This is a genomic window from Leisingera daeponensis, from assembly GCF_019801465.1.
Classification (GTDB): Bacteria; Pseudomonadota; Alphaproteobacteria; order Rhodobacterales; family Rhodobacteraceae; genus Leisingera; species Leisingera daeponensis_A.
This window is the reverse complement of record NZ_JAHVJA010000006.1, coordinates 21,726-45,020: the sequence shown is the minus strand read 5'-3', so window position 1 is coordinate 45,020 and position 23,295 is coordinate 21,726. Positions and strand designations below refer to the sequence as shown.

Annotated in this window: 21 protein-coding genes; 10 read left to right on the top strand and 11 right to left on the bottom strand. The window is 62.9% G+C overall.

Translation table 11 applies throughout. The annotated features are described in order from the left end of the window. Positions 1 to 52: 52 nt before the first annotated feature. Positions 53 to 1,597, bottom strand: a complete 1,545-nt coding sequence (locus KUV26_RS13910; protein WP_222504797.1) for an alanine/glycine:cation symporter family protein — start codon at positions 1,595 to 1,597, stop codon at positions 53 to 55. Positions 1,598 to 1,618: 21 nt separating this feature from the next. Next, the gene (locus tag KUV26_RS13905; RefSeq protein ID WP_222504796.1) at positions 1,619 to 2,053 is read right to left on the bottom strand and encodes a universal stress protein; all 435 of its coding nucleotides are present in this window, start codon (positions 2,051 to 2,053) and stop codon (positions 1,619 to 1,621) included. Between the two features lie 502 nt (positions 2,054 to 2,555). On the opposite strand from KUV26_RS13905, the gene KUV26_RS13900 reads away from it, so the two are divergent. Further along, positions 2,556 to 4,142: a 2-isopropylmalate synthase gene (locus KUV26_RS13900; RefSeq protein ID WP_222508786.1), complete on the top strand. Its 1,587-nt coding sequence runs from the start codon at positions 2,556 to 2,558 to the stop codon at positions 4,140 to 4,142. Positions 4,143 to 4,207: 65 nt separating this feature from the next. Here the strand turns inward: KUV26_RS13900 and KUV26_RS13895 are convergent, their stop codons facing one another. Both KUV26_RS13895 and KUV26_RS13890 read right to left on the bottom strand, forming a co-directional pair. Continuing rightward, the gene (locus tag KUV26_RS13895) at positions 4,208 to 5,944 is read right to left on the bottom strand and encodes an adenylate/guanylate cyclase domain-containing protein (protein ID WP_222508785.1); all 1,737 of its coding nucleotides are present in this window, start codon (positions 5,942 to 5,944) and stop codon (positions 4,208 to 4,210) included. Positions 5,945 to 6,222: 278 nt separating this feature from the next. After that, on the bottom strand, positions 6,223 to 7,017 hold the full coding sequence (locus KUV26_RS13890; RefSeq protein ID WP_222504794.1) for a 23S rRNA (adenine(2030)-N(6))-methyltransferase RlmJ: 795 nt from the start codon (positions 7,015 to 7,017) through the stop codon (positions 6,223 to 6,225). Positions 7,018 to 7,149: 132 nt separating this feature from the next. On the opposite strand from KUV26_RS13890, the gene KUV26_RS13885 reads away from it, so the two are divergent. The 7 genes from KUV26_RS13885 to KUV26_RS13855 all read left to right on the top strand — a co-directional run bounded on the left by KUV26_RS13885 (position 7,150) and on the right by KUV26_RS13855 (position 14,789). Continuing rightward, positions 7,150 to 7,929 (top strand): hypothetical protein, encoded by a 780-nt coding sequence (locus KUV26_RS13885; RefSeq protein WP_222504793.1) that lies wholly within the window; start codon positions 7,150 to 7,152, stop codon positions 7,927 to 7,929. A gap of 231 nt (positions 7,930 to 8,160) precedes the next feature. After that, positions 8,161 to 9,207: a rod shape-determining protein gene (locus KUV26_RS13880; RefSeq protein ID WP_008554722.1), complete on the top strand. Its 1,047-nt coding sequence runs from the start codon at positions 8,161 to 8,163 to the stop codon at positions 9,205 to 9,207. Between the two features lie 66 nt (positions 9,208 to 9,273). Further along, positions 9,274 to 10,215 carry a rod shape-determining protein MreC gene (gene mreC / locus KUV26_RS13875; protein WP_222508784.1) on the top strand — a complete coding sequence of 314 codons (942 nt, stop codon included), beginning with the start codon at positions 9,274 to 9,276 and terminating at the stop codon, positions 10,213 to 10,215. Beyond that, the gene (locus KUV26_RS13870) at positions 10,208 to 10,747 is read left to right on the top strand and encodes a rod shape-determining protein MreD (RefSeq protein ID WP_222508783.1); all 540 of its coding nucleotides are present in this window, start codon (positions 10,208 to 10,210) and stop codon (positions 10,745 to 10,747) included. Before mreC ends, KUV26_RS13870 begins: the two co-directional genes overlap by 8 nt. Continuing rightward, a complete protein-coding gene (mrdA, locus tag KUV26_RS13865; RefSeq protein WP_222504790.1) occupies positions 10,744 to 12,690 on the top strand; it encodes a penicillin-binding protein 2 in 1,947 nt (648 codons plus the stop codon). The genes KUV26_RS13870 and mrdA overlap by 4 nt, the downstream gene beginning before the upstream one ends. Continuing rightward, a complete protein-coding gene (gene rodA, locus KUV26_RS13860) occupies positions 12,687 to 13,838 on the top strand; it encodes a rod shape-determining protein RodA (RefSeq protein ID WP_222508782.1) in 1,152 nt (383 codons plus the stop codon). The genes mrdA and rodA overlap by 4 nt, the downstream gene beginning before the upstream one ends. Positions 13,839 to 13,856: 18 nt before the next feature. Next, positions 13,857 to 14,789 carry a 2-hydroxyacid dehydrogenase gene (locus tag KUV26_RS13855; RefSeq protein WP_222508781.1) on the top strand — a complete coding sequence of 311 codons (933 nt, stop codon included), beginning with the start codon at positions 13,857 to 13,859 and terminating at the stop codon, positions 14,787 to 14,789. 103 nt (positions 14,790 to 14,892) lie between these two features. Here the strand turns inward: KUV26_RS13855 and KUV26_RS13850 are convergent, their stop codons facing one another. From KUV26_RS13850 to KUV26_RS13820, 7 genes are all read right to left on the bottom strand, one after another. Next, positions 14,893 to 16,908, bottom strand: a complete 2,016-nt coding sequence (locus KUV26_RS13850; RefSeq protein ID WP_222508780.1) for a M3 family metallopeptidase — start codon at positions 16,906 to 16,908, stop codon at positions 14,893 to 14,895. Between the two features lie 111 nt (positions 16,909 to 17,019). Continuing rightward, a complete protein-coding gene (locus tag KUV26_RS13845; protein ID WP_222508779.1) occupies positions 17,020 to 17,370 on the bottom strand; it encodes a hypothetical protein in 351 nt (116 codons plus the stop codon). Between the two features lie 9 nt (positions 17,371 to 17,379). Next, complete coding sequence (locus tag KUV26_RS13840; protein WP_222508778.1) at positions 17,380 to 18,429, bottom strand: HesA/MoeB/ThiF family protein; 1,050 nt, start codon at positions 18,427 to 18,429, stop codon at positions 17,380 to 17,382. Continuing rightward, a complete protein-coding gene (gene dut / locus KUV26_RS13835; protein WP_222504784.1) occupies positions 18,429 to 18,884 on the bottom strand; it encodes a dUTP diphosphatase in 456 nt (151 codons plus the stop codon). The genes KUV26_RS13840 and dut overlap by 1 nt, the downstream gene beginning before the upstream one ends. A 39-nt stretch (positions 18,885 to 18,923) precedes the next feature. After that, positions 18,924 to 20,120 carry a bifunctional phosphopantothenoylcysteine decarboxylase/phosphopantothenate--cysteine ligase CoaBC gene (gene coaBC, locus KUV26_RS13830; protein WP_222508777.1) on the bottom strand — a complete coding sequence of 399 codons (1,197 nt, stop codon included), beginning with the start codon at positions 20,118 to 20,120 and terminating at the stop codon, positions 18,924 to 18,926. Between the two features lie 60 nt (positions 20,121 to 20,180). After that, on the bottom strand, positions 20,181 to 21,017 hold the full coding sequence (locus KUV26_RS13825) for a ChaN family lipoprotein (protein WP_222508776.1): 837 nt from the start codon (positions 21,015 to 21,017) through the stop codon (positions 20,181 to 20,183). Then, on the bottom strand, positions 21,014 to 21,892 hold the full coding sequence (locus KUV26_RS13820; protein ID WP_222504781.1) for an RNA polymerase factor sigma-32: 879 nt from the start codon (positions 21,890 to 21,892) through the stop codon (positions 21,014 to 21,016). Before KUV26_RS13820 ends, KUV26_RS13825 begins: the two co-directional genes overlap by 4 nt. Before the next feature lie 274 nt (positions 21,893 to 22,166). Between KUV26_RS13820 and cobU the strand changes: the two genes are divergently transcribed. Both cobU and KUV26_RS13810 read left to right on the top strand, forming a co-directional pair. Beyond that, the gene (gene cobU / locus KUV26_RS13815; protein ID WP_222504780.1) at positions 22,167 to 22,685 is read left to right on the top strand and encodes a bifunctional adenosylcobinamide kinase/adenosylcobinamide-phosphate guanylyltransferase; all 519 of its coding nucleotides are present in this window, start codon (positions 22,167 to 22,169) and stop codon (positions 22,683 to 22,685) included. Beyond that, positions 22,682 to 23,263 carry a histidine phosphatase family protein gene (locus KUV26_RS13810; RefSeq protein ID WP_222508775.1) on the top strand — a complete coding sequence of 194 codons (582 nt, stop codon included), beginning with the start codon at positions 22,682 to 22,684 and terminating at the stop codon, positions 23,261 to 23,263. The genes cobU and KUV26_RS13810 overlap by 4 nt, the downstream gene beginning before the upstream one ends. Positions 23,264 to 23,295 lie beyond the last annotated feature (32 nt).

Below are 23,295 nucleotides of genomic sequence, written 5' to 3'. Positions count from 1 at the left end.
CCCCGGGTGACCGGGAAGGCCTGATTTTCAAGCTTTAATCAGGCAGGGCCTATCAGCTGTATTTCCTGATCTCACCCGATTTCAAGCGCGACATGTAGCTGTTCAGCTCTTTCTTGACGATCGGCATCAGGAAGTAGAGCGCGATGATGTTGACCACCGCCATGGCAAAGATTGCCGCGTCGGAGAAGTCGATCACCGGACCGAGGTTGGCAGCTGCGCCGATCACAACAAAGATGCAGAAAATCACCTTGAACACCAGTTCGGTAATCTCGCCTTCGCCGAACAGGAAGGTCCAGGCCTTGAGGCCGTAGTAGGACCAGCTGATCATGGTGGAGAAGGCGAACAGGATCACCGCCAGCGCCAGCACGTACTGGAACCAGCCGAAGGCCGAGGAGAAGGCCGCCGAGGTCAGCGCCACCCCCTTGTTGCCGTCGACGGTCTGGATAGTGCTAGCGCCCTCGTCCAGCAGGTAAAGACCGGTGTTTGGGTCCTGGATCAGCTGACCGGTGATGATGATCACCAGCGCGGTCATGGTGCAGATCACAACGGTGTCGATGAAGGGCTCCAGCAGCGACACGAAACCTTCGGTGATCGGCTCCTTGGTGCGCACAGCGGAGTGGGCGATGGCTGCCGAGCCGACGCCGGCCTCGTTCGAGAAGGCCGCCCGCTTGAAGCCCTGGATCAGCGCGCCGACCATGCCGCCGGCGATGCCGAGGCCGGTGAAGGCACCTTCAAAGATCTGGCCGAAGGCCCAGCCGATCTTGTCCGCGTTCATGCCCAGAATAACAATTGCCGCTGCCACATACATGATGCCCATGAACGGAACCACCTTCTCGGTCACCCGGGCAATCGACTTGAGGCCGCCGACGATCACGGCAAAAACCACCGCTGCGAACACCACACCGGTGATCCAGCCCGGATACTCGCCCACGACGCCGGAGATTTGCGCGTGTGCCTGGTTGGCCTGGAACATGTTGCCGCCGCCCAGCGCGCCAAGGATACAGAACACCGAGAACAGCACCGCCAGGACCTTGCCCATTGGCAGGCCGCGTTCGGCAAAACCCTTGGTCATGTAATACATCGGTCCGCCCGACACATGGCCGTCCGCGAACTCGTTGCGGTATTTCACACCCAGGGTGCATTCGGTGAACTTGGAAGCCATCCCCATCAGGCCGGCCAGGATCATCCAGAAGGTTGCGCCCGGTCCGCCGATGCCGACGGCGACCGCAACGCCGGCGATGTTGCCGAGGCCGACGGTGCCCGAGAGCGCGGTTGCCAGCGCCTGGAAATGGCTGACCTCACCCGCGTCATTCGGGTCGGAATAGTCGCCTTTGACCAGCGAGATAGAATGCGGAAAAGCGCGGAACTGGATCAGGCCGAAGTAAATGGTGAAAACGGTGGCGGCAATCACCAGCCACGCCACGATCCAAGGAAAGCTGGTGCCGGGAAACGGGCTGAAGATCAGGTTGACGAACCAGCCGGTGGAGCTGGCAAACAGCTCATTGACGCGCTCATCGACGGATTGTGCCATCGCCGGCGCAGTTGCCGCCAGCAGCAGCGGCGCAGACAGGGCTGCCGCCTTGATTGATTTCCTCATGACTGTCCTCTGAGTTTATCTTTAGGGAACGATGGTGACAGGAACCGGCGCGGCCTGCGCCAGACTGCCCGCGACAGAGCCGAACAGCCGCGACGACAGCGCCGAATGGCCGGTGCGGCCGATGATCAGGTGGCTGGCGCCATGCGCCTTGATCACGTCGATCAGGGTTTCCGCGATATGGCCGTATTTCAGTTCGGTCAGAACGGTGACACCTTCGCCTTCCAGGCTCTTGCGTACGGGGGCCAGCAAGGCGTCTTCTGCGCGTTTCAGCTCTTCCTCGCGGCGCTTGTGGCGCTGCTCGATCTCCTCCGGAGTGAGGAAAGAATAGGGCGACCATTCCAGCACATGCACGATGACCAGCTCTGCCCCTTGCGCTTTGGCAAGGCTGACGGAAAACGCAAGCGCCGATTTGGCGGCCTCGCTGTCGTCATATCCAAGGACAATTTTATTCGACACTTTTCCCTCCTGTCGATGACGCCTTTCTCAACAAAAACGCCGGATCCGGGGCGTTGGCGCCGGAAACCCGTCCGGCGCAAGACCCATTGCCATGCCCGCCACAAAAAAAGACGCAGCGCGGACAAACTGACGCATTGAAACTGCGGCAGGTCCTTAATTATATTATACCCCTTTTTCAATACTGTCTTGCACTCGCCGCATGGAGCCGCAAAAGGCCTGCCGGGGTGATGCCGTGCCGCGACGGCAACCTGTCCCTCTCACTACGGTCAGAATCCCCCTTTCCATTCGGCGCTGCCTCTGTATAAATCCGTGGCATGACCAATTGCGCAGATATCACCCAAGCCGCCACCGCTTCCCGCGGTGCAGCTCTGCGCACCCTACTGATCCTAGCCCGCCTCTGAGCGTGCCCTTCCGGCGCGCCCGCTCAGAGGATTGCCGCACGCGCGCCACAACAGGCTTATGATGCCCCTAAGGGCCTAGGACAGAGACAAGAGATACCAAAATGACCAACGCATCCCCGATTTCCGGCGACAAATCCCGTGTATTGATTTTCGATACCACCCTGCGCGACGGTGAGCAGAGCCCCGGCGCAACCATGACCCATGACGAGAAGCTGGAGATTGCCGAGCTTCTGGACGAGATGGGCGTCGACATTATCGAAGCCGGCTTTCCGATTGCCTCCGAAGGCGACTTTGCCGCCGTGTCCGAGATTGCCGAGCGCTCCAAGAACGCGATGATCTGCGGGCTGGCGCGCGCCAATTTCAAGGATATCGACCGCTGCGCCGAAGCCGTGCGCAAGGCCGCACAGCCGCGCATCCACACTTTCATCGGCACTTCGCCGCTGCACCGCGCCATCCCGAACCTGACGATGGATGAGATGGCCGACAAGATCCACGAAACCGTGACGCACGCACGCAACCTGGTGGACAACGTCCAATGGTCGCCGATGGATGCGACCCGGACTGAGTGGGATTACCTGTGCCGGGTGATCGAGATCGCCATCAAGGCGGGTGCGACCACCATCAATATCCCCGACACCGTCGGCTACACCGCGCCTGCGGAAAGCGCCGACCTTATCAAGCGGCTGATTGAGACCGTGCCGGGGGCTGATGAGGTGATCTTTGCCACCCACTGCCACAACGACCTGGGCATGGCGACCGCAAATGCGCTGGCCGCGGTGGCCGGCGGCGCGCGCCAGATCGAATGCACCATCAACGGCCTCGGCGAGCGTGCGGGTAACACCGCGCTGGAAGAAGTGGTGATGGCGCTGAAGACGCGCAATGACATCATGCCCTGGCACACCGGCATCGACACCACCAAGATCATGCACATCTCGCGCCGGGTCTCGACCGTTTCTGGCTTCGTGGTGCAGCCCAACAAGGCCATCGTCGGAAAGAACGCCTTTGCGCATGAGTCTGGCATCCACCAGGACGGTATGCTGAAGAACCGCGAAAACTTCGAGATCATGCGGCCCGAGGATATCGGCCTTTCCGGCACCTCGCTGCCTCTGGGCAAGCATTCCGGCCGCGCTGCCCTGCGCGACAAGCTGGAGCACCTCGGCTATGACGTGGGGGACAACCAGCTCAAGGATGTCTTTGTCCGCTTCAAGGAACTCGCTGACCGCAAGAAAGAGGTATTCGACGACGACCTCATCGCTCTGATGCGGACAGGAACCGACGCGGACAATGACCACTTGAAACTGGTCTCGATGAAAGTGGTGTGCGGCACCGGAGGCCCGGCGGAATCCACTGTCGAGATGGAGATCGACGGCAATGACGTCACCGAGACCGCCGAAGGTGACGGGCCGGTGGATGCGACCTTCAAGGCGATCCGCAAGATATATCCGAACTCCGCCCGGCTGCAATTGTACCAGGTGCATGCGGTGACCGAGGGCACCGATGCGCAGGCAACGGTTTCCGTGCGGCTGGAGGAAGATGGCAATATCGCCACCGGCGAAAGCGCCAACACGGACACGGTGGTGGCCTCGGCCAAGGCCTATGTGAACGCGCTGAACCGTCTGATCGTGCGCCGCGGCCGGGTTGGCGAAGGCGCCGACACTAAGGAGATCTCCTACAAGGATCTGGCCTGACCCCAGCTCTCACCAAAACGAAAAGGCGCCCGTTGCGGCGCCTTTTTTTACTTCGCAGCAGCGGCCTATTCCAGCCCCGCCGTTCGCAGACCTTCGCAGAAATGAGCGGCATCTTCCTCTCGGCCATAGTGCAGCCCGGAAAGCAGCTTCTCTGCCGTGGCATCAGGCTGCATAACCCGGACTTGCTCCACACAGTCCTGCGCCTGCTGCGCGTTGCCGAGGAAACTGTGGCAAGCCGCCGCCAGCCCGGCCTGAACCGCATCCATCGACGGCAGCCGCAGGAAATCCGACAACGCCTCCTCATACAGGCGCGCGGTGAAATGCGCCTTGCCGAGGTGGCTCCAGAACCTGACCGGAAAATGCGGGTTGAGGCGCATCGCCTTGCGTATCCATTCCGCGCCCTCCTCCGGGCGACCTTGCCAGGTCAGCAACTCCCCCATCTGCACTACAACCAGATCATAGTTGGGATTGAGGGCCAGCGCGCGCTCCTGGTGGTACTGCGCCTGGGACAGATTGTTCTGGATAATGGCCAGTGCCGCCATCAGCCGGTGGACGTCGGCGTCGTTGTCATCCATTTCAGCGGCTTTCTGGATCGACGCCATCGCCAGCTCAAGCATTGCCTCGACGTCGTCGCACCAGCCGTATCCCCAGGCCTGACCGCGGATACAACCCCGCCAGGCGTGCGCATGGGCGAATTCCGGGTCCAGCTCAACGGCCCGGTCAATCAGCTTCATCGCCTCGGCATTGTCCTCGCGGGTACTGCGGTGGTGCAGCACCTTTGCAGCCAGAACGCATTCATAGGCCGCCAGGCTCGAGGGTTTTTTGCGAGAAACCTCATCCTGCTGGGCCGCTTCGATCCGCCCGGGAAGCGTAGCGACAATTGCTGATGTCACCTCATCCTGGATTTCGAAAATATCATCCAGAGTGCGGTCGTATTTCTCTGCCCAGATGTGGCTGTCGTTGCAGCTGTCAATCAGCTGCACGGTGACCCGCAGCCGGTTGCCCGCCTTGCGCACGCTGCCCTCGACAATGTAGCGGGCGCCAAGCTTTTCCGCCACTTCGCGAATGTTAACCGCCTGCCCCTTGTAGACAAAGGAGGAGTTGCGGGAAATCACGAACAGCTCGTGGCGGCGGCTCAGTTCGGTCAGGATGTCCTCAGTCAAACCGTCAGCAAAAAACTCTTGCTCCGGGTCGCCGCTCATATTGGCAAAGGGCAGCACCGCAAGCGAGGGTTTGACCACTGGAGCCGGAGCGCCGGCTTCCTCCGGCGGCGCCGCGGGAACGTCCTCATCCAACAGAAGGCGGTATACTCTCACCGGTTCGGAGATGTTCTTCAAGATGTGCTCACCCAGATCTTCGAACTGCAGCCCCCCCATTCGGCGGACCTGACCGTACACTGCGGCCGAGACACAGACGTCCCCGGTGCCGGCAAACTGTTCCAGCCGGGCTGCCACGTTGACGCCACTGCCGTAAATGTCGCCATCGTCAAAGATGATATCGCCAAGGTTTACGCCGACCCGGAACTGAATGCGCTTATCAGGCGCCACATCGGCGTTTCGGCGGCGCATCCGGTCCTGCACCTCAGCCGCGCAGGCCACTGCATCGCAAACACTAGGGAACTCAACCAGCATCCCGTCGCCGGTGGTCTTGATGATAGAGCCGCGGTTCTTGGTGATCGCAGGGTCGATCAGTTCAATCCGGTGGGTGCGAAGACGGGCCAGGGTGCCCTGCTCATCGACGTCCATCAGGCGGCTGTAGCCAACCATATCCGCCGCCAGCACGGCGGCCAGCCTGCGCTCCATATCGCACCCTCCCTGCTGAAAAGCGTAGCGGGAAAGCGATGGATTTCAAAGTTGTTTGCAAATCCTCAGCCTCGCAAAATGCGGGCTGCCGACGCCGGGGAGAGGCAGCGGATCAGACGCAACAGCTTCATCTGGCCTACCCGGATTTCGCTTTTGCCCGCCGCAATCCCGCCAGCAAGGCAGAGGCTGCCGCATTGGAGCATGGTCAAAGCCGCCGCACTAAACGGCGAGGCAGGCAGTGCCTCTTTGGTTGCTCGTGCAGAACTTGCGATCCGGGGTTACTTGCGGGACACCGCGTCGAACAGCGCCGAAATCCGCGCTGCTTCCTCTGCCGCGCCATAGGGCGCATTGACCACAAACATCCCGCTGCCCATCATCCGGTGCCCTTCACGCACCGGCGGGAACGAGACCTCGTGGCGCAGGGCATCAGGCAGCCCTTGCGTCTCCAGCGCCTTCAGCATCTGCTTATGGCTGCCGTCCTTCAGGATCGGATACCACAGCGCGATGACCCCGACGTTCCACTTCTTGTGCAGTTGGCCGATGATGCCGGGGATGCGGGCATAGTCGGATTTGATCTCGTAGCTGGGGTCAATCAGCAACAATCCGCGGCGCGGGGCTGGCGGCGCCAGCGACATGGCGAGCTCGAACCCGTCCTGCTGGTGCACCTTGGCTTTCCAGGGCTTCAGCGCGTCGCGGAGGGCGGTGTTTTCCTGCGGGTGCAGCTCGGCAAACTGAAGCGAATCGCCCGGCCGCAGCAGCGACGCTGCGATCAGCGGCGAGCCGGGATAGGCTGCCGACCCGTGCTGTTCGCGGATCTCCGTCAGCGCGCGGTGCAGCGGGTGGTCCACCGCCAGCCCCTGGTCCGCCAGTACCTTGGTGATGCCCTGTTCCGCCTCGCCCGTCTTCACGGCCTCGGGCGCGTCCAGCTGGTAAAGCCCGCGTCCCGCGTGGGTCTCGATATAGCTGAGCGGCTTGTCCTTGCGGGTGAGGTAGTCAAGCATCCAGGCAAGCAGCGCGTGCTTCTGGACATCGGCCGGATTCCCGGCGTGATAGATGTGCTGGTATGAAAGCATGCGCGTCCTCTAGCTTCTATTTCCAAGGGGCGGAAGAGGCGGCGTGCGCAGGATAAACGGAATCTCAACCCCGCTGCAGCAGACTGGCCCCCGACGAGTTGCCGCAGAATGCAGGTTCCCATGCCCCTCAGAATGAGCGCCCTTGCCCTGATCCTGACGTTTCTGGCCTTGCTGCTGTGCACCGCGGCTGCGGTCAGCGCGCAAGGATATTCGCTGGTAGGAAGCCAGTTCTTCCTGCAAAAGGCCTCCGCTCCGATGCCCGGACCGGCACCCTCCGCCGCGGCCCCTGCGCCGCAGGCAGTTGCCAGTCTGCTGCCCGACACCCTGCCGGGCACCGAACAGGGGCGCGGCGCCGTATCCCTGAACCCCGGCGCCGCCAGCCTGTTCCGCGGCCGCAGCGGCGGCGGGCTGTTCGCCCCGATCCTGAGGGCGCCGCCCAGCGTCAAACGTTTGCTGGACCTGATTGCCAGCGCCGAAGCCGGGAAGGCGCAATATGATGCGGTGCAATACGGCGCCACCCGCAAGCCGCCGAAGAAGCCGACAAGCATGACCATCGCCGAAATAAATACCTGGATTGATGCCACACCGGGCCAGCCGCATGCCATCGGGCGCTATCAGTTCATCCCCGCCACGCTGCGTCGGCTGGTCCGGCATCAGGGCGTGAAACCACAGGCCCGCTTCACGCCAGAACTGCAGGACCAGCTGGCGCATCAGCTGATCGAGGAGGCAGGCTACAGCGCCTTCCTGGCCTCCGAGATGCCGCGCAAGACCTTTATGCTGAACCTAGCCAAAATATGGGCCGGGCTGCCCGTATCCAGCGGAAAATCCTATTACGAGGGGTACGCCGGCAACAGCGCCAGCTTGACCTGGGCGCATTTCAAAGCAGAGATGCAGCGGATATTCCCGACCTGAGAGCTGTTTCAGCAGCACGGGCTGCGTCCCGTCGGGACCGGCTGGATGGACGCCGCAGGAACAGCGCATGAACGCGGCGCACTGACGCCACTGGATACTGGGCGGAAAGGCGCTGTTTCACCATAATACGCCCTTTCGCGGCCCTGCCGTGCCGCTTATAAGGTTTGGCGAGGCGGCTCCCGCAGGGAGTCGCCCATGGAACATTGGCAGCACTCACAGGATCCCTTCTATATGGCGCTTTTCGGAAACTTGGGCGGTCTGTTCTCCTCGGACATGGCCATCGACCTCGGCACAGCCAACACTCTGGTCTATGTCAAGGGCCGCGGAGTGATCCTGTCCGAGCCGTCGGTGGTGGCCTACCATGTCAAGGACGGTGTCAAGAAGGTGCTGGCCGTGGGCGAGGACGCCAAGCTGATGCTAGGCCGCACCCCCGGATCGATCGAGGCGATCCGGCCGATGCGGGAAGGCGTGATTGCCGACTTCGACACTGCCGAGGAGATGATCAAGCACTTCATCCGCAAGGTGCACAAGCGCTCGACCTTCTCCAAGCCCAAGATCATCGTCTGTGTGCCGCATGGCGCCACCCCGGTTGAAAAACGCGCGATCCGCCAGTCGGTGCTGTCCGCAGGCGCCCGCCGGGCCGGCTTGATCGCCGAGCCGATTGCCGCCGCCATCGGGGCAGGCATGCCGATCACTGATCCGACCGGCAACATGGTCGTCGACATCGGCGGCGGCACCACCGAAGTGGCGGTCCTGTCGCTTGGTGATATCGTTTACGCCCGCTCCGTCCGCGTCGGCGGCGACCGCATGGATGAGGCGATCATCAGCTACCTGCGCCGCCAGCAGAACCTTCTGGTGGGGGAGTCCACCGCGGAGCGCATCAAGACCTCCATCGGCACCGCCCGCATGCCCGACGACGGCCGCGGTCAGTCGATGCAGATTCGCGGCCGCGACCTGCTGAACGGTGTGCCGAAGGAGATCGAGATCTCGCAAGCCCAGGTGGCCGAGGCGCTTGCCGAGCCGGTGCAGCAGATCTGCGAGGCAGTGATGACCGCGCTGGAAACCACCCCGCCGGATCTGGCCGCTGACATTGTCGACCGCGGCGTGATGCTGACCGGCGGCGGCGCGCTGCTGGGAGATCTGGATCTGGCCCTGCGCGAGCAGACCGGACTGGCCGTGTCGATCGCAGACGAGAGCCTCAACTGCGTGGCCCTGGGCACCGGCAAGGCGCTGGAATACGAAAAGCAGCTTGCCCACGCCATCGACTACGACAGCTGATAGACCCTGATCGCCGGAGCGGCGCCAGCTGACAGGACGCTGGAAGGGGCGGCTGGAAGGAGAGACGTGGCAAAAGACAAGTCACAGCGCGACGATTACGCAACCCCGCTGCGGCGTCTGCTGACAGCGGTGCTGTGCTTGTGCCTCGCCGCAATTTTCATTGTCTGGCGGATTGACAGCCCGCGGGTGGAACGGTTCCGCGCCCAGGTGGTGGACAAGGTGGTGCCCAGCATGGACTGGGCAATGGTGCCGGTCACTGCCACCATCAACCTGATCCGCGATTTCCAAAGCTACCAGCGGCTGGCCGAACAGAACCGCGAACTGCGCAGCGAGTTGCGGCAAATGCGGGCCTGGAAAGAGGCCGCGCTGCAGCTGGAACAGGAAAACGCCCGGCTGCTGGATCTCAACAACGTGCAGCTGGATCCGCAGCTTACCTACATTACTGGGGTGGTGATGGCCGACAGCGGCTCTCCCTTCCGGCAGTCGGTGCTGCTGAACGTCGGCAGCCGCGACGGGGTGCATGACGGCTGGGCGGCAATGGACGGGATTGGACTGGTGGGCCGGATTTCCGGCACCGGGCGCGATACCGCGCGGGTGATCCTGCTGACAGACGCAGCCAGCGCGGTGCCCGCCATTATCCAGCCGTCGGGGCAGACGGCGCTGGTCACCGGCGACAACAGCGCCGCACCGGTGCTGAGCTTTCTGGAAAATCCCGATCTGGTGCGCCCCGGCGACCGTGTGATCTCCTCCGGTGACGGTTCCGTCTTTCCGGCAGGTCTGCTTATCGGCCAGGTCGCCAAGGACCGGTCTGGCCGGATGCGCGTGCGCCTGTCCGCTGATTACGGCCGGCTGGAGTACCTGCGGGTCCTGCGGCACCACGGCACCGAGGTGATCCAGGACCCGGGCGGGCTGGTCGGCGCCGCCCCCGGTGACCCGCTGCCGCAGCCGCGGCCTGAAACCCTGGGAGACGACAGCGCCAACAGTGCGGCAGAGGCCGGTAATGGCTAATACCTCGCCCGCCCGGATCTGGATGATGCGCGCGGCCTTTCCGGCGCTGGCGCTGCTGATCATTTTCTTTCACCTGTTGCCGCTGGAGACCGAACCCCGTTTCTGGGCGCCGCCGGATCTGCTGCTGGCGTTCGCCATGGCCTGGTCGCTGCGCCGCCCCGATTACGTGCCTTCCCTGTCCATAGGCCTGGTGATGCTGCTGGCTGACCTGCTGTTCCATCGCCCGCCCGGGCTGCTGGCGCTGCTGACAGTGCTGGGCTGCAGCTTCCTTAAGGCCCGCGCGGCGCCGCACCGTGACAGCACCTTTGCCAGCGAATGGCTGGCCGTAGCCCTTGCGCTAGCAGGGATTGCCACGCTGAACCGGCTGATCCTGGCCCTGTTCGGCGTGGAGCAGGCGCAGCTGAGCCTGACCGTTATCCAGGTTGTGATGACTATTGCCGTGTATCCGCTGGCAGTTTGGGTCAGCCAGTCTATTCTGAACGTACGCAAGCTGTCCCCGGCCGAGGCCGAAACTCTGGTAAGCCGCAGATGAAACGCAATTCCAAGGATCAGGATGCCGCACACGGCAAAATGACCCGGCGGGCGTTGTTCCTGGGCGGGCTGCAGCTGGCCTTTGCCGGCGGTTTGGCGGCCCGGATGCGTTATCTGCAGGTGGATCAGGCCGATGAATTCCGGCTGCTGGCGGAGGAAAACCGGATCAACATCCGCCTGCTGCCGCCGGCACGCGGCCAGATCTTCGACCGCAACGGGCTGATCATCGCGCAGAACTCGCCCTCTTACCGGATCACCGTAGTGCCCGAGGACGCAGGCGACGTGGAGGCGGTGATCGCAAAGCTGTCAGGTCTGGTGCCGCTGGACCCGGAAGACCTAGAGCGCGCCCGCGCCGAAATGCGCCGCTCACCGCCGTTCCTGCCGATCACCCTTGCCGACCGGATCGGATGGGAGGATATCTCCAAGGTCGCGGTGAACGCCCCCGCTCTGCCCGGTGTCACGCCGGAAGTGGGCCTGACGCGGGTCTATCCGCAGCTCGGCGATTTTGCCCATGTCGTGGGCTATGTCGGCCCGGTTTCCGACTATGACCTCAGCAAGATGGAAGATCCCGAGCCGGTGCTGATGATCCCGCGGTTCCAGATCGGCAAGGTTGGTTTCGAAGCCAGGCGCGAGGACGTGCTGCGCGGCAAGGCCGGCGCCAAGCGGGTCGAGGTCAACGCCACCGGACGGGTGATGCGTGAACTGGACCGGCGCGAAGGCATTTCTGGTGCCGACATGCAGCTGACCATCGACGCTGGACTTCAGAACTATGTGCAGGCCCGGCTGGGCCGCGAGAGTGCAGCCGCTGTGGTGATCGACTGCGAAGATGGCGACATCCGTGCGATCTGCTCTTCGCCCAGTTTCGACCCTAACCTCTTCGTGCGCGGTATCTCAGTGGCCGATTACCGGATGCTGACCGAGGACAAGTACCGTCCGCTGTCCAATAAAACGGTGCAGGGCACGTATCCGCCCGGCTCCACCTTCAAGATGATCACCGCTCTGGCGGCGCTGGAGAACGGTGTCGTCGGACCGGAGGAAACTGTCTGGTGCCCCGGCCACCTGAAAGTTGCGGGCCGCCGCTTCCACTGCTGGAAGCGCGCGGGCCACGGGCATGTGGACCTCAACACCTCGCTGAAACGGTCTTGCGACGTTTACTACTATGACGTGGCAATCAAGACCGGCATCGACAAGATTTCCGAGATGGCCAACAAGTTCGGCCTCGGCATCAAGCATGACCTGCCGATGTCAGCCGTGGCACAGGGAATCACCCCGACCAAGGAGTGGAAGGCCAGCTCGTACGGCAAGGACTGGCTGATCGGCGACACCGCAAACGCCTCGATCGGCCAGGGGTACATGCTGGCCTCGCCGCTGCAGCTGGCGGTGATGACGGCGCGCATCGCCACCGGGCGCAGCGTGACCCCGCGGCTGCTGAAATCGCTGGACGGTGTGGAGCAGCCCAGCGGTGCCGGCGAGCCGCTGGGGATCAGCGAGAACAACCTGCGCATGGTGCGGCGGGGCATGCATTCGGTCAGCAACGACCGCCGCGGCACCGCCTACCGCTCCCGTATCATCGGCGATGGAATGCAGATGGCGGGCAAGACTGGCACCAGCCAAGTCCGCAATATCACCGCCGCCGAACGGGCGGCCGGGGTGATCCGAAACGAGGATCTGCCCTGGGAAAGGCGCGACCACGCGCTGTTTGTCTGCTTTGCACCGTATGACAAGCCAAAATATGCAGTCGCCGTGGTGGTCGAACATGGCGGCGGCGGTTCCAAGGCGGCGGCGCCGGTGGCGCGTGACGTGCTGTTGCAGGCGCTTTATGACGGCACCCCACCGCTGGAAGCCTATCCCAACGCCGACCGCAGCCGTATAAAGGCGCAGCAGGAGCGGCTGGAGCGCGAACGCGTCAAGCGCCCGCTGGGCAGCAGGAGCAGCCGGGCATGAGCTATCTTGAGTACCACGCCAAATCGACTCCTACCGGCCTGCGCAAGGTTCTTTTCCTGAACTGGGGGCTCATCCTGCTCCTGGCCACGGTGTCGAGCGTCGGGTTTCTGATGCTTTACTCAGTGGCGGGCGGCTCCTTCAATCCCTGGGTGGAACCGCAGGTCAAGCGCTTTGCCCTCGGCCTGGGCGTGATGTTCGTGGTGGCGATGATCCCGATCTGGTTCTGGCGCAATATCTCGGTGGTGGCCTACCTGGGATCGCTGGCGCTGCTGGTCGCGGTGGAGCTGTTCGGCACCGTCGGCATGGGCGCGCAGCGCTGGATCGACATCGGCTTCATGCGCCTACAGCCCTCGGAAGTCACCAAAATCGCCATGGTGATGCTGCTGGCCGCCTACTACGACTGGCTGCCGCCCGAGAAGACCTCGCGCCCCTTGTGGGTGCTGCTGCCGGTCGCGCTAATCCTTCTGCCGACGGCTCTGGTCCTGAAACAGCCTGACCTCGGCACGTCGATCCTGCTGATGGCGGCCGGCGGCGGCGTCATGTTTCTAGCCGGGGTGCACTGGGCCTATTTCGCGGCGGTAATCGCCGCCGGCGTCGGGCTGGTGAGCGCAGTGTTCCAAAGCCGCGGCACCGACTGGCAGCTTCTGAAGGACTATCAGTTCCGCCGCATCGACACCTTCCTGGACCCGTCGCAGGATCCCTTAGGCGCGGGCTATCACATCACCCAGTCGAAGATCGCGCTTGGGTCCGGCGGCTGGTCCGGGCGCGGTTTCATGCAAGGCACCCAGTCACGGCTGAACTTCCTGCCCGAGAAACACACCGACTTCATTTTCACCACCTTGGCGGAAGAGTTCGGCTTCATCGGCGGCATCACACTGCTGTTCATCTACATGCTGATCATCCTGTTCTGCATCGCCTCGGCAATTGGGACCAAGGACCGGTTCTCCTCGCTGGTGATCATGGGCATTGCCATCACCTTTTTCCTGTTCTTTGCAGTGAACATGTCGATGGTGATGGGGCTGGCTCCGGTGGTGGGCGTACCGCTGCCGATGGTATCTTATGGCGGCTCGGCAATGCTGGTGCTGCTGGGCGCCTTCGGAATCGTGCAGAGCGCCCACATCCACCGGCCCCGGCAAACCCAACGCTAAGAATTTCAGGGAGATATCATGACTGCCAATGTCCTGTTTGCAGGCCGTCCCGATGCCTGGCCTGCTTATGAACCCCTGCTGCGCGCGGAGTTCGCCCGGCTTGGCGTTCCTGCCAACCTGCGCAATGAATTCGCCCCGGAGGAAGTCGATTACATTATCTTTGCGCCAAACGGGCCGGTCAGCGACTTCACCCCCTTCACCCGGCTGAAAGCGGTGCTGAGCCTCTGGGCCGGGGTAGAGAAGATCACCCCCAACGCGTCTCTGACCGTGCCGCTCACCCGGATGGTGGACAGCGGGCTGGAACAGGGAATGACCGAATGGGTGGCGGGCCACTCCCTGCGCTATCATCTAGGGATGGATACACATATTCTTGACCAGAACGGGCGCTGGGAGCCCAAAGCCCCGCCGTTGGCCAAGGACAGAAACGTCACGGTTCTGGGTCTGGGCGCCCTCGGCACTGCGTCGGCACAAGCACTGGCTGCGCTTGGATTTCAGGTCTCAGGCTGGAGCCGGACGCAAAAGGAAATAGAAGGCGTGAGCTGCTTTGCTGGTGCAGACGGTCTGAAGGAGGCACTGGCGAAGGCCGAAATCGTCATTCTGCTGCTGCCGGACACGCCTGCCACGGAAAACACCCTGAACGCCGAAACCCTTGCCATGCTGCCCAGGGGTGCAAAGATCATCAACCCCGGCCGCGGCCCGCTGATCGACGACGGCGCACTGCTGGCCGCTCTGGACAGCGGCCAGGTCGGACACGCGACGCTGGACGTGTTCCGCATCGAGCCGCTGCCGCCGGAGCATCCCTACTGGGCGCATCCCAATGTGACGGTGACACCGCACATCGCCTCTGAAACCCGCGAGAGCACCGCGGCAGAGGTGATTGCCGAGAATATCCGCCGCGCCGAGGCGGGAGAGCCGCTCCTGCATCTGGTCGACCGCAGCCTCGGCTACTGAGCGGAAAAGAGCGGGCCGGCGCCCGCTCTTTCATTGTTCCGGAATTACTCCTGTGCTGTTGGCCTGCAGGCGGTTTTGCCGCAGACAGAAGAGGCAAGCACGCCTATTCTGCAACCAGACCGCGGCCTTTCAGCAGTGCCTCCACGCCCGGCAGCCGTCCGCGGAAGGCGGTGTAAAGCTCAGTCGGATCAACGGAGCCGCCGGTGGAAAGGATGTGCTCTTCCAAGGCCTTGGCGCGCTCCGCATCAAAGGCGCCGCCTGCCTCCTCGAATGCGGCAAAGGCATCAGCATCCATCACTTCCGACCACATGTAGCTGTAATAGCCAGAGGAATAGCCGTCACTGGAAAACACATGCGCGAAATGCGGCGTTGCGTGGCGCATGATAATCGCCCGCGGCATGCCGATTTCTTCCAGCACTTCCGCCTGCCTGGCCATCGGGTTCGACGGCGCGGGGCCATCATGGAAGGCAAGATCCACTAGGGCCGACGCAACATACTCCACCGTCTGGAAGCCCATGTCGAAATTGGCTGCCCCCAGCACTTTTTCCAGCATTTCCTGCGGCATTGGTTCGCCGGTTTCCGCGTGGGTAGCGAATTCCTGAAGCACCTCCGGCACCTCCAGCCAGTGTTCATACAATTGGCTGGGCAGTTCGACAAAGTCGCGCGCGACCGAGGTGCCCGAGATACTTTCATAAGTCACGTTTGACAGCATCTGATGCAACGCATGACCGAACTCGTGGAACAAGGTGCGGGCATCGTCCCAAGACAACAGCGCCGGATCACCTTTGGCGAAGTTGCAGACATTGATGACCACCGGCGCCTGCACCTCCGGGAACTTGGCCTGCTGGCGCATGGCCGAACACCAAGCGCCGGAGCGTTTTGAACTACGGGCGAAATAGTCACCGATGAAGACCGCCACATGCTGCCCGTCCCGGGTCACCTCCCAAGCGCGGCAGTCGGGGTGGTAAAGCGGCACGTCCAGCGGTGCGAACTCCAGCCCGAACAAGCGGCTGGCGCAGGCAAAAGACGCCTCGATCATCCGGTCGAGCTGCAGGTAGGGCTTCAGCGCCGCCTCATCCAGATCATGTTCCGCCTTGCGGCGCTTCTCGGCGTAGTATCGCCAGTCCCAAGGTTCCAGATCACCGTTGATGCCGTCCGCCTGCATCATCGCGGTCAGCACCTGCGCGTCCTGATCGGCGCGGGATTTGGACGCGTCCCAAACCTCCATCAGCAGGCCGCGCACGGCCTCCGGCGTCTTGGCCATTTCGGTTTCCAATTTGTACGCTGCGAAATTATCGTAGCCCAGCAGATGCGCGCGCTCCTCGCGAAGCTTCAGGATCTCGGCCGCGATGGCGCGATTGTCGGTCTCGCCGCCATTGGCGCCGCGGGCGGCCCAGGCGTTGAAGGCCTTCTTGCGCAGGTCGCGGCGCGGCGAGAATTGCAGAAACGGTGTGATCAGCGACCGCGACAGGGTGACGACCGGACAGCCCTTGCCCTGTTCCTCGCCAGCGGCGCGGGCCGCCTTGACCACGAAAGCCGGCAGGCCTTCCAGATCCTCTTCGCTGAGTTCCATGAACCAGCTGCGTTCATCCGCCAGCAGGTTCTGGGTGAACTGGGTGCCAAGGGTGGCCAGCCGCCCCTTGATTTCCTGCATCCGCACGTCAGCATCGCCTTCCAGCGCCGCGCCGCCGCGGACAAAGCCGCGGTGGGTCAGCATCAGCACCCGCTGCTGTTCATCGGTCAGATCCAGCTCCGCCCGCTGATCCCAAACTGCCTTGATGCGCGCAAAAAGCGCCTTGTTCGCGGTAATGGCCGAGAAATGCGCCGCGAGTTTCGGAGAGAATTCCCGCTGCAGTTCCTCCCGCTTGGGGTTGCTGTCGGCGCCGGCTACGGTGAAGAACACGCACAGAACCTGCTCCAGCTCGCGGCAGGGTGTTTCCAGCGCCTCAATCACATTGGCAAATGTGGGCAGCTCGGAACTGTTCGCGATGGCGTCTATCTGAGCGGAGTGCGCCGCCAGCGCTTGCTTCAGCGCGGGGGCAAAATCATCATCGGAAATGCTGTTGAAAGGGGCAATTTCAAACGGCGTGTCCCAGCGGGACAGAAGCGGATTGGACATGTACGGCTCTCCTTTGACGGCGACGCTAGCGGGAAAGCCACCGGGCTGCAATCGAGCTTAGAAGCCGCAGCCAGGTCTGCCCGGATTTACCCGGATGAGGGCAAGGGCTGATCAACCGCCCGCTCCCAGGCCGTCCGCCAGTTCCGCCGGAATGATACGGATAGGAACGTCCGCTACATTGGCCGCCCGGGCAATGCGCCACTCGAACCGGCCCATTCGGCCATCGGTATCGATTAGGACCACCACTGGTTCCTTACCGGTGATTTCTGCTGCAAACAGGGCCTGCTGGAGGCTGTCGAGACTGCTGCGTTTGTCGAGTCCGAACTCGACAACCCGGCTTTTATTCTCGCAGTCGATGCGGATTGAGGCCGCACCGCCGGGATACGTGAAATCATGCACCTGCTCCGGTATACCACCGAACAGGGCGCCGCACAGCAGCGCGATGTAATAGGCTTCATTCACTGGCGTTGATCAGCTTTCCACGCTGCCGCCGCAAGCCGGGCAATCTTCCCGCCGGGACAGTCGGATCTTGCGGGTTTCGCCATACAGCCCGTCGTAGATCAGCATCTCGCCCCGCAGCACCGCCCCGGCTCCGGCAATCTGCTTGATCGCTTCCACCGCCATCATCGAACCGACCACACCGGGCAGCGGGCCGACCACCCCGGCCTCGGAACAGCTGGGCGCAAGACCTGCGGCCGGAGCCTCCGGGAAAATGCACTGGTAGCACGGACCGCCTTTTGCCGGGTGGAACACGCTTAGCTGCCCCTCCCATTGCGACAGCGCGCCGGAGATCAGCGGCTTTCCCAGCGCCACTGCGGTGCGATTGGCCAGGTAGCGGGTTTCGAAGTTGTCCGTGCCGTCGAGGATCAGGTCATAGTCGGCAAACAGCCCGGCCGCGATCTCCTCGGTCAGGCGGCGGTTGTAAGGGCGCACCTCCGCATAGGGGTTCTGCGCCTTCATCGCAGCCTGGGCCGAGAACACCTTGGGCTTGCCGATGTCCTCGTCCCGGTGAACCACCTGCCGCTGCAGGTTGGCATTATCGACCACGTCGTCATCAATCACCCCGATGACGCCCACACCGGCGGCAGCGAGATATTGCAGTGCAGGCGCCCCCAGACCGCCCGCACCGATCACCAGCACCTTGGCGTTCTTCAGCTTCTTCTGCCCTGCCCCGCCAAGTTCGCGCAGGACGATGTGGCGGGCGTAGCGGTCAAGTTCGCTTTCGGTGAAGGTGCTGGCAGGCTGGCTCATTTCGGTATCCTGGGGCTGGGCACGGCTTTTCAGGGCGGCCACGATACGTGCATAAAACCAGGCCGCAATAGCAATGCCGCCCAGCATCAGCCAAGGCGCCACGGCGCCGCCAGTGCCTTCACGCAAAGGGTGCCCGTCCGGCAAGGTCAGCTGAACAGCCAGAACGGCAGTGAACAGAACTGTGAGCAGCGTTATCCGCAGATTGCGCGGCAGGCCGAGAAAGCGCCCGCCCCACCAGATCAGCGCGCCCAGGACCAGGATCCGCAGCATCAGCCGCGCCCGGTGGAGCCGAAGCCGCCAGCACCCCGCTCAGTGCCGGACAGCGTGCCGGCAAGCTCGAAACGTGCTTGCAGCACCGGCGCCACCACCATCTGGGCGATGCGCTCTCCGTGGCGGATTTCAAAAGATTTGTCTCCGGCGTTGAGCAGGATCACCCCCAGCGGCCCTCGATAGTCACTGTCAATTGTACCGGGCGTGTTGGGCAAGGTGATCCCATGCTTCAGCGCCAGACCGGAGCGCGGCCGGATCTGCACCTCATAGCCCGCCGGGATCTCGATCCGCAGGCCGGTCGGCACCAGCTTGCGCTCGCCCGGCTGAAGCGACAGGCTGCCGCGGTCCGGCAGGTTGGCGCGCACATCGGCACCCGCGGCGCCGGCGGTTTCATAAGCCGGCAGCGGCACATCCCGGTCTGCACCCTCATCATGAATCACACGGATAGTCACCATCACAGCGCCCCTGCTTCTTCTTTGCCTAAATACTCAAAATCACTTGGCCAGCGCTGCAGCAATCCGGTCTGCCAGCCTGCGCGCGACCTCGCCCTTGCCCATGCGCGGCCACTCTTCGGCCCCGTCATCAGAAATCAGGATCACCGCGTTCTCGCTGCCGCCCATGATGCCGGTTGCAGGCGAGACATCATTTGCCACAATCCAGTCGCAGCCCTTGCGCTTGCGCTTGGCAGTAGCGTTTTCCACCACATCGTTGGTCTCGGCAGCAAACCCTACCACCAACCCGGGGCGGCCGTTTTTCATCTGCGAAACGGTCTTCAGAATGTCGGGGTTTTCCGCGAACTCCAGCACCGGCAGCCCGTCCTTGGATTTCTTCAATTTCCGGTCGGAGGCGCTGGCCACCCGCCAGTCCGCCACCGCGGCGGCAAAGACGCCGGCGTCCGCAGGCAGTGCTGCCTGCACTGCCGCCTCCATCTCGCGGGCGCTTTCCACCGGCACTGCCTGCACGCCCTCGGGGGGGCGGACCGCTGCCGGGCCCGTAATAAATACCACCTCCGCGCCCAGATCGCGCAGAGCACAGGCCACCGCTGCCCCCTGCGCTCCGGAGGAGCGGTTGGCGATATAGCGCACCGGGTCGATCGGCTCATGGGTCGGACCGGAGGTCACCAGAATGCGCTTGCCCTTCAGCGGCCCGTCCGCAAGCTTGGCGGCGATGGCCGCCAGGATCTCTTCCGGTTCGGCCATCCGGCCGGGTCCGAATTCGCCGCAAGCCATGCTGCCGTCATTGGGACCAACAAAGGACACTCCGTCCTCTTTGAGCGCCTGCAGATTGCGCCGGGTCGCCGGGTGCTCCCACATGCGCACATTCATGGCCGGCGCCAGCAGCACCGGAGTATCTGTCGCCAGCAGCAGGGTCGAAGCGAGATCATTCGCGTGGCCTTGCGCCATTTTGGCCATCAGATCGGCAGTGGCAGGCGCCGCCACCAGCAGATCGGCGCTGCGGGACAGCTGGATATGCCCCATCTCAGCCTCCGCTGTCAGGTCGAACAGCTCCTGATGCACGGCTGTTCCGGACAAAGCGGAGACCGACAGCGGTGTCACGAACTCAGCGCCGGCCTTGGTCAGCACAGGCGTCACCCGTGCACCCTGATCCTGCAGGCGCCGGATCAGTTCCAGTGACTTGTAGGCCGCAATGCCGCCGCCGATGATCAGAAGAATATGTTTGCCAGCCAGCATCAGCGCATCCTTGCCCGGTTTCCCGCGACCTTACTGCGGCGCGGCAGAAGTGTGAAGTTGTCAGCCGTTCTTGCGGAAGGCAAGACAGGGATCTGGCCGTTCGGCCGCCTGCGCATCTAGCACTAGGTCAAAAACACCGCTGATTTGCCCGTCTTCAGACTGGCCCAGGCTGCGGATATCTGCATCTGGACGGGCCATGGCGAGGTAGACCGCTATCCCCCGGTCAGTTCGGGCGTGGCCGTTCCCGGTAATGACGGCCACCGGTCCGCCTGTTTCAGTTAGTGCCTTGTCCGCGGCGGCTGCCAAGCTTGCATCCCGCAAGCGCTGGAAGTCGACCAGCACCGGCAGCATTTCCTGAGGTATCGCATTGCAGTGATTACCCAGCTGATCCGCTTCCCGCACCGCCTGCTCTTCTTCCGGCAACGGCTGATCCAAGCCAAATCTGGCAGAAGCCGTTGCCCCAAAAAAGGCAGCCGCACCCTGCTCCATGGCTTCGGTCGCCTGTTCCCGCAGCACAAGCGCGCCGTACTGACGCGCGCCCTTGGCCGCCGCGAAGACAGGTGCATATAGGGTGAACTCCGGCCAGCCGCTGGCAGCCCAGTCCAATAGGCTTTCCGTCTGCTCTGCGTCGGCAAGCGTACCCGGTTCCAGCTTTGCGGCCTGTTCCGCGGTCAGCATCTCCCAGACCACGGCTTTCGGCTCCAGCACCGACAGCAGCGCTGCCTGCCGCAAATGGTGGACAGCGTTATCGTGCACTTCGCCAAGGATCACCACATCCGCGCCGCGCAGCGCGTCCGCTGCGGCAGAAACCGAATCTGCGCGGGCGCCAGACAGGCCAAGCGCCGCCAGAGCGGCAGCGCTTGAAATGATCTTAAGGAGACTGTTCCGCTTTCTCATGAAAGCAGTTTGTGCACCTCGCGCGACTGGCCTTCAAGGCACTTGCGCATTTTCTGGAACGCTCCGGCTTCAAGCTGGCGAACCCGTTCCTTGGACAGGCCCAGTTCGGTGCCCAGGCTTTCCAGCGTGCGGGGCCGTTCGCGCAGCTTGCGCTCGGTGATAATGAAACGCTCGCGCTCATTCAGCGACTGCAGTGCCGAGACCAGCCATTTACGCAACTGGCGGCGGTCATGCTGTTCCTGCACCAGTTCTTCGGCCTGTGAGGCTTCATCTTCCAGCGCATCAATCCATTCGCGGCCTTCTTCATCCGCGGACTGGATCGCGTTGAGCGAGAAGTCGGCACCTGACAGACGCCCCTCCATCATTTCGACATCGCGCAGCGGCACACCGATTTCGGAGGCAATTTTCTGATGCAGCTGATGCCTGTCCAGCGGCACGCCCGTGGCGCGCGCTTCGCGCTCGAACTGCGCCTGCACGCGGCGCATATTGAAGAAAAGCGACTTCTGCGAGGAGGTCGAGCCAGTCCGTACCATCGACCAGTTGCGCATCACATAATCCTGGATCGACGCTTTGATCCACCAAACCGCATAGGTCGAGAACCGCACGCCGCGGTCAGGGTCGAACTTGTCTGCAGCCTTCATCAGACCCAGGCCCGCCTCCTGGATCAGGTCGTTCATCGGCGCCCCGTACCGCTTGAACTTGGCCGCCATGGAAATCGCCAGGCGCATGTAAGCGTTGATGAGCCGGTGCAGCGATTCGACGTCGCGGTCATCCCGCCAGGCATAAGCCAGACGCCGCTCGGTCTCCGCATCCAGCAGTTCCGCCTTCATTGCCTGCCTCGGCAATGGGTTTTCGACTGTTTGATCAAGTGCCATGTGTTTTCCCCCCGGAAACTAATTAACAAACTGCCGCCTGGGGGCGTGCTTGGAACAATCGGGGGCCCGGTTTTCATAGGCCGGCAGCTACAGCGCACTGGATGCGTCTCGCGGCTCATCCAAAGGCCAAAACGGAAAAGCTAAATGTACCTTGGCCCCTGCGCAGTCTTTCCCGGCCTGAAAAAGTGGAACCCCGGAACGCTGCGGTCTCTTGTCTTCACCGGGCCCTGCAGTTACCCACAGGAACGGCTTCGGACTCACAGGTTAGCAAAAAATGCCTGCAAATGTAACTTTTATTCTGGGGGGCGCCGCCTCAGGGAAGTCGGCATTTGCCGAGCAACTATGCGCAAATGCCGGAAAAGACAAAGTTTACTGGGCAACTGCGCAGGTTTTCGACGCCGAGATGCGCGAAAAAGTGTCCCGGCACCTCAAACAAAGAGGGGAGGGCTGGACGACTGTTGAGGAACCGGAAACAGCCGCGCATGTGCTGGCCCCTCTTTTCTCGGATCAAGTCTGCCTGATGGATTGCGCCACGATGTGGCTCAGCAACCACTTTCTGGCCGAGCACGATCTGGACGCCGCCACAGAAGAGCTGCTGTCCGCCATCGGCCGCTGCCAGGCAGATGTGGTCATTGTCTCCAATGAAACCGGGCTGGGCATCGTGCCGGAGAACAAACTCGCACGCCGTTTCCGCGAAGCCCAAGGGCGGCTCAATATTGCCTTGGCGGCACGTGCGGACACCGTGGTTCAGGTGACGGCCGGGCTGCCTCTGGTGCTGAAAGGGGTATTGTGACCACCCGGCTCTATCTGGTGCGGCACGGGCCGACCCATGCGAAATGCATGGTCGGCTGGTCTGATCTACCGGCAGACCTGTCTGACACGGCGGCCCTCAACCGCCTGTCGGAATATCTGCCTGCCAAGGCCCTGGTTGTGTCCTCCGACCTCTCCCGCGCAGCTGAAACCGCCAGCGCCATCCAGGGCCGCCGGGAACGCCTGCCCCATGCCCGGGCCCTGAGGGAAATTCATTTCGGAGCCTGGGAACTGCGGACTTGGGCCGAGGTGGACGCCGAAGACCCGGAGCGCATCCGCGCCTATTGGGAAACGCCCGGGGATGTGACCCCGCCAGGCGGTGAAAGCTGGCACCAAGTCTGCGCCCGGGTGAATGCCGCCATTGACGCGCTGATCGCAACTCATCAAGGCCGCGACTTGATTGTGGTCGGCCATTTCGGCCAGATCCTCACCCAGATTCAGCGGGCGGAGATGCTGACCGCGGAAGAGGTTTTCGCCCACCGGATCGACAACCTGTCGGTCAGTGAAGTCTCCTATGGTCCAGACGGCTGGCAAGCCGGGGTTATCAATCATCTTCCGTGAATATTGCCATCACAAACATTCCATTTTGAAAT

What these genes read in the sequence shown, in the direction of transcription:
- rodA (WP_222508782.1), top strand. Translation starts at nt 12,687, where the DNA reads ATGAGCTATCTTGAGTACCACGCCAAATCGACTCCTACCGGCCTGCGC.
- KUV26_RS13900 (WP_222508786.1), top strand. Translation starts at nt 2,556, where the DNA reads ATGACCAACGCATCCCCGATTTCCGGCGACAAATCCCGTGTATTGATT.
- KUV26_RS13840 (WP_222508778.1), bottom strand. Translation starts at nt 18,429, where the DNA reads ATGCTGCGGATCCTGGTCCTGGGCGCGCTGATCTGGTGGGGCGGGCGC.
- KUV26_RS13820 (WP_222504781.1), bottom strand. Translation starts at nt 21,892, where the DNA reads ATGGCACTTGATCAAACAGTCGAAAACCCATTGCCGAGGCAGGCAATG.
- dut (WP_222504784.1), bottom strand. Translation starts at nt 18,884, where the DNA reads ATGGTGACTATCCGTGTGATTCATGATGAGGGTGCAGACCGGGATGTG.
- KUV26_RS13890 (WP_222504794.1), bottom strand. Translation starts at nt 7,017, where the DNA reads ATGCTTTCATACCAGCACATCTATCACGCCGGGAATCCGGCCGATGTC.
- KUV26_RS13895 (WP_222508785.1), bottom strand. Translation starts at nt 5,944, where the DNA reads ATGGAGCGCAGGCTGGCCGCCGTGCTGGCGGCGGATATGGTTGGCTAC.
- KUV26_RS13825 (WP_222508776.1), bottom strand. Translation starts at nt 21,017, where the DNA reads ATGAGAAAGCGGAACAGTCTCCTTAAGATCATTTCAAGCGCTGCCGCT.
- KUV26_RS13870 (WP_222508783.1), top strand. Translation starts at nt 10,208, where the DNA reads ATGGCTAATACCTCGCCCGCCCGGATCTGGATGATGCGCGCGGCCTTT.
- KUV26_RS13880 (WP_008554722.1), top strand. Translation starts at nt 8,161, where the DNA reads ATGGCGCTTTTCGGAAACTTGGGCGGTCTGTTCTCCTCGGACATGGCC.
- mrdA (WP_222504790.1), top strand. Translation starts at nt 10,744, where the DNA reads ATGAAACGCAATTCCAAGGATCAGGATGCCGCACACGGCAAAATGACC.
- KUV26_RS13850 (WP_222508780.1), bottom strand. Translation starts at nt 16,908, where the DNA reads ATGTCCAATCCGCTTCTGTCCCGCTGGGACACGCCGTTTGAAATTGCC.
- coaBC (WP_222508777.1), bottom strand. Translation starts at nt 20,120, where the DNA reads ATGCTGGCTGGCAAACATATTCTTCTGATCATCGGCGGCGGCATTGCG.
- cobU (WP_222504780.1), top strand. Translation starts at nt 22,167, where the DNA reads ATGCCTGCAAATGTAACTTTTATTCTGGGGGGCGCCGCCTCAGGGAAG.
- KUV26_RS13855 (WP_222508781.1), top strand. Translation starts at nt 13,857, where the DNA reads ATGACTGCCAATGTCCTGTTTGCAGGCCGTCCCGATGCCTGGCCTGCT.
- KUV26_RS13885 (WP_222504793.1), top strand. Translation starts at nt 7,150, where the DNA reads ATGAGCGCCCTTGCCCTGATCCTGACGTTTCTGGCCTTGCTGCTGTGC.
- KUV26_RS13910 (WP_222504797.1), bottom strand. Translation starts at nt 1,597, where the DNA reads ATGAGGAAATCAATCAAGGCGGCAGCCCTGTCTGCGCCGCTGCTGCTG.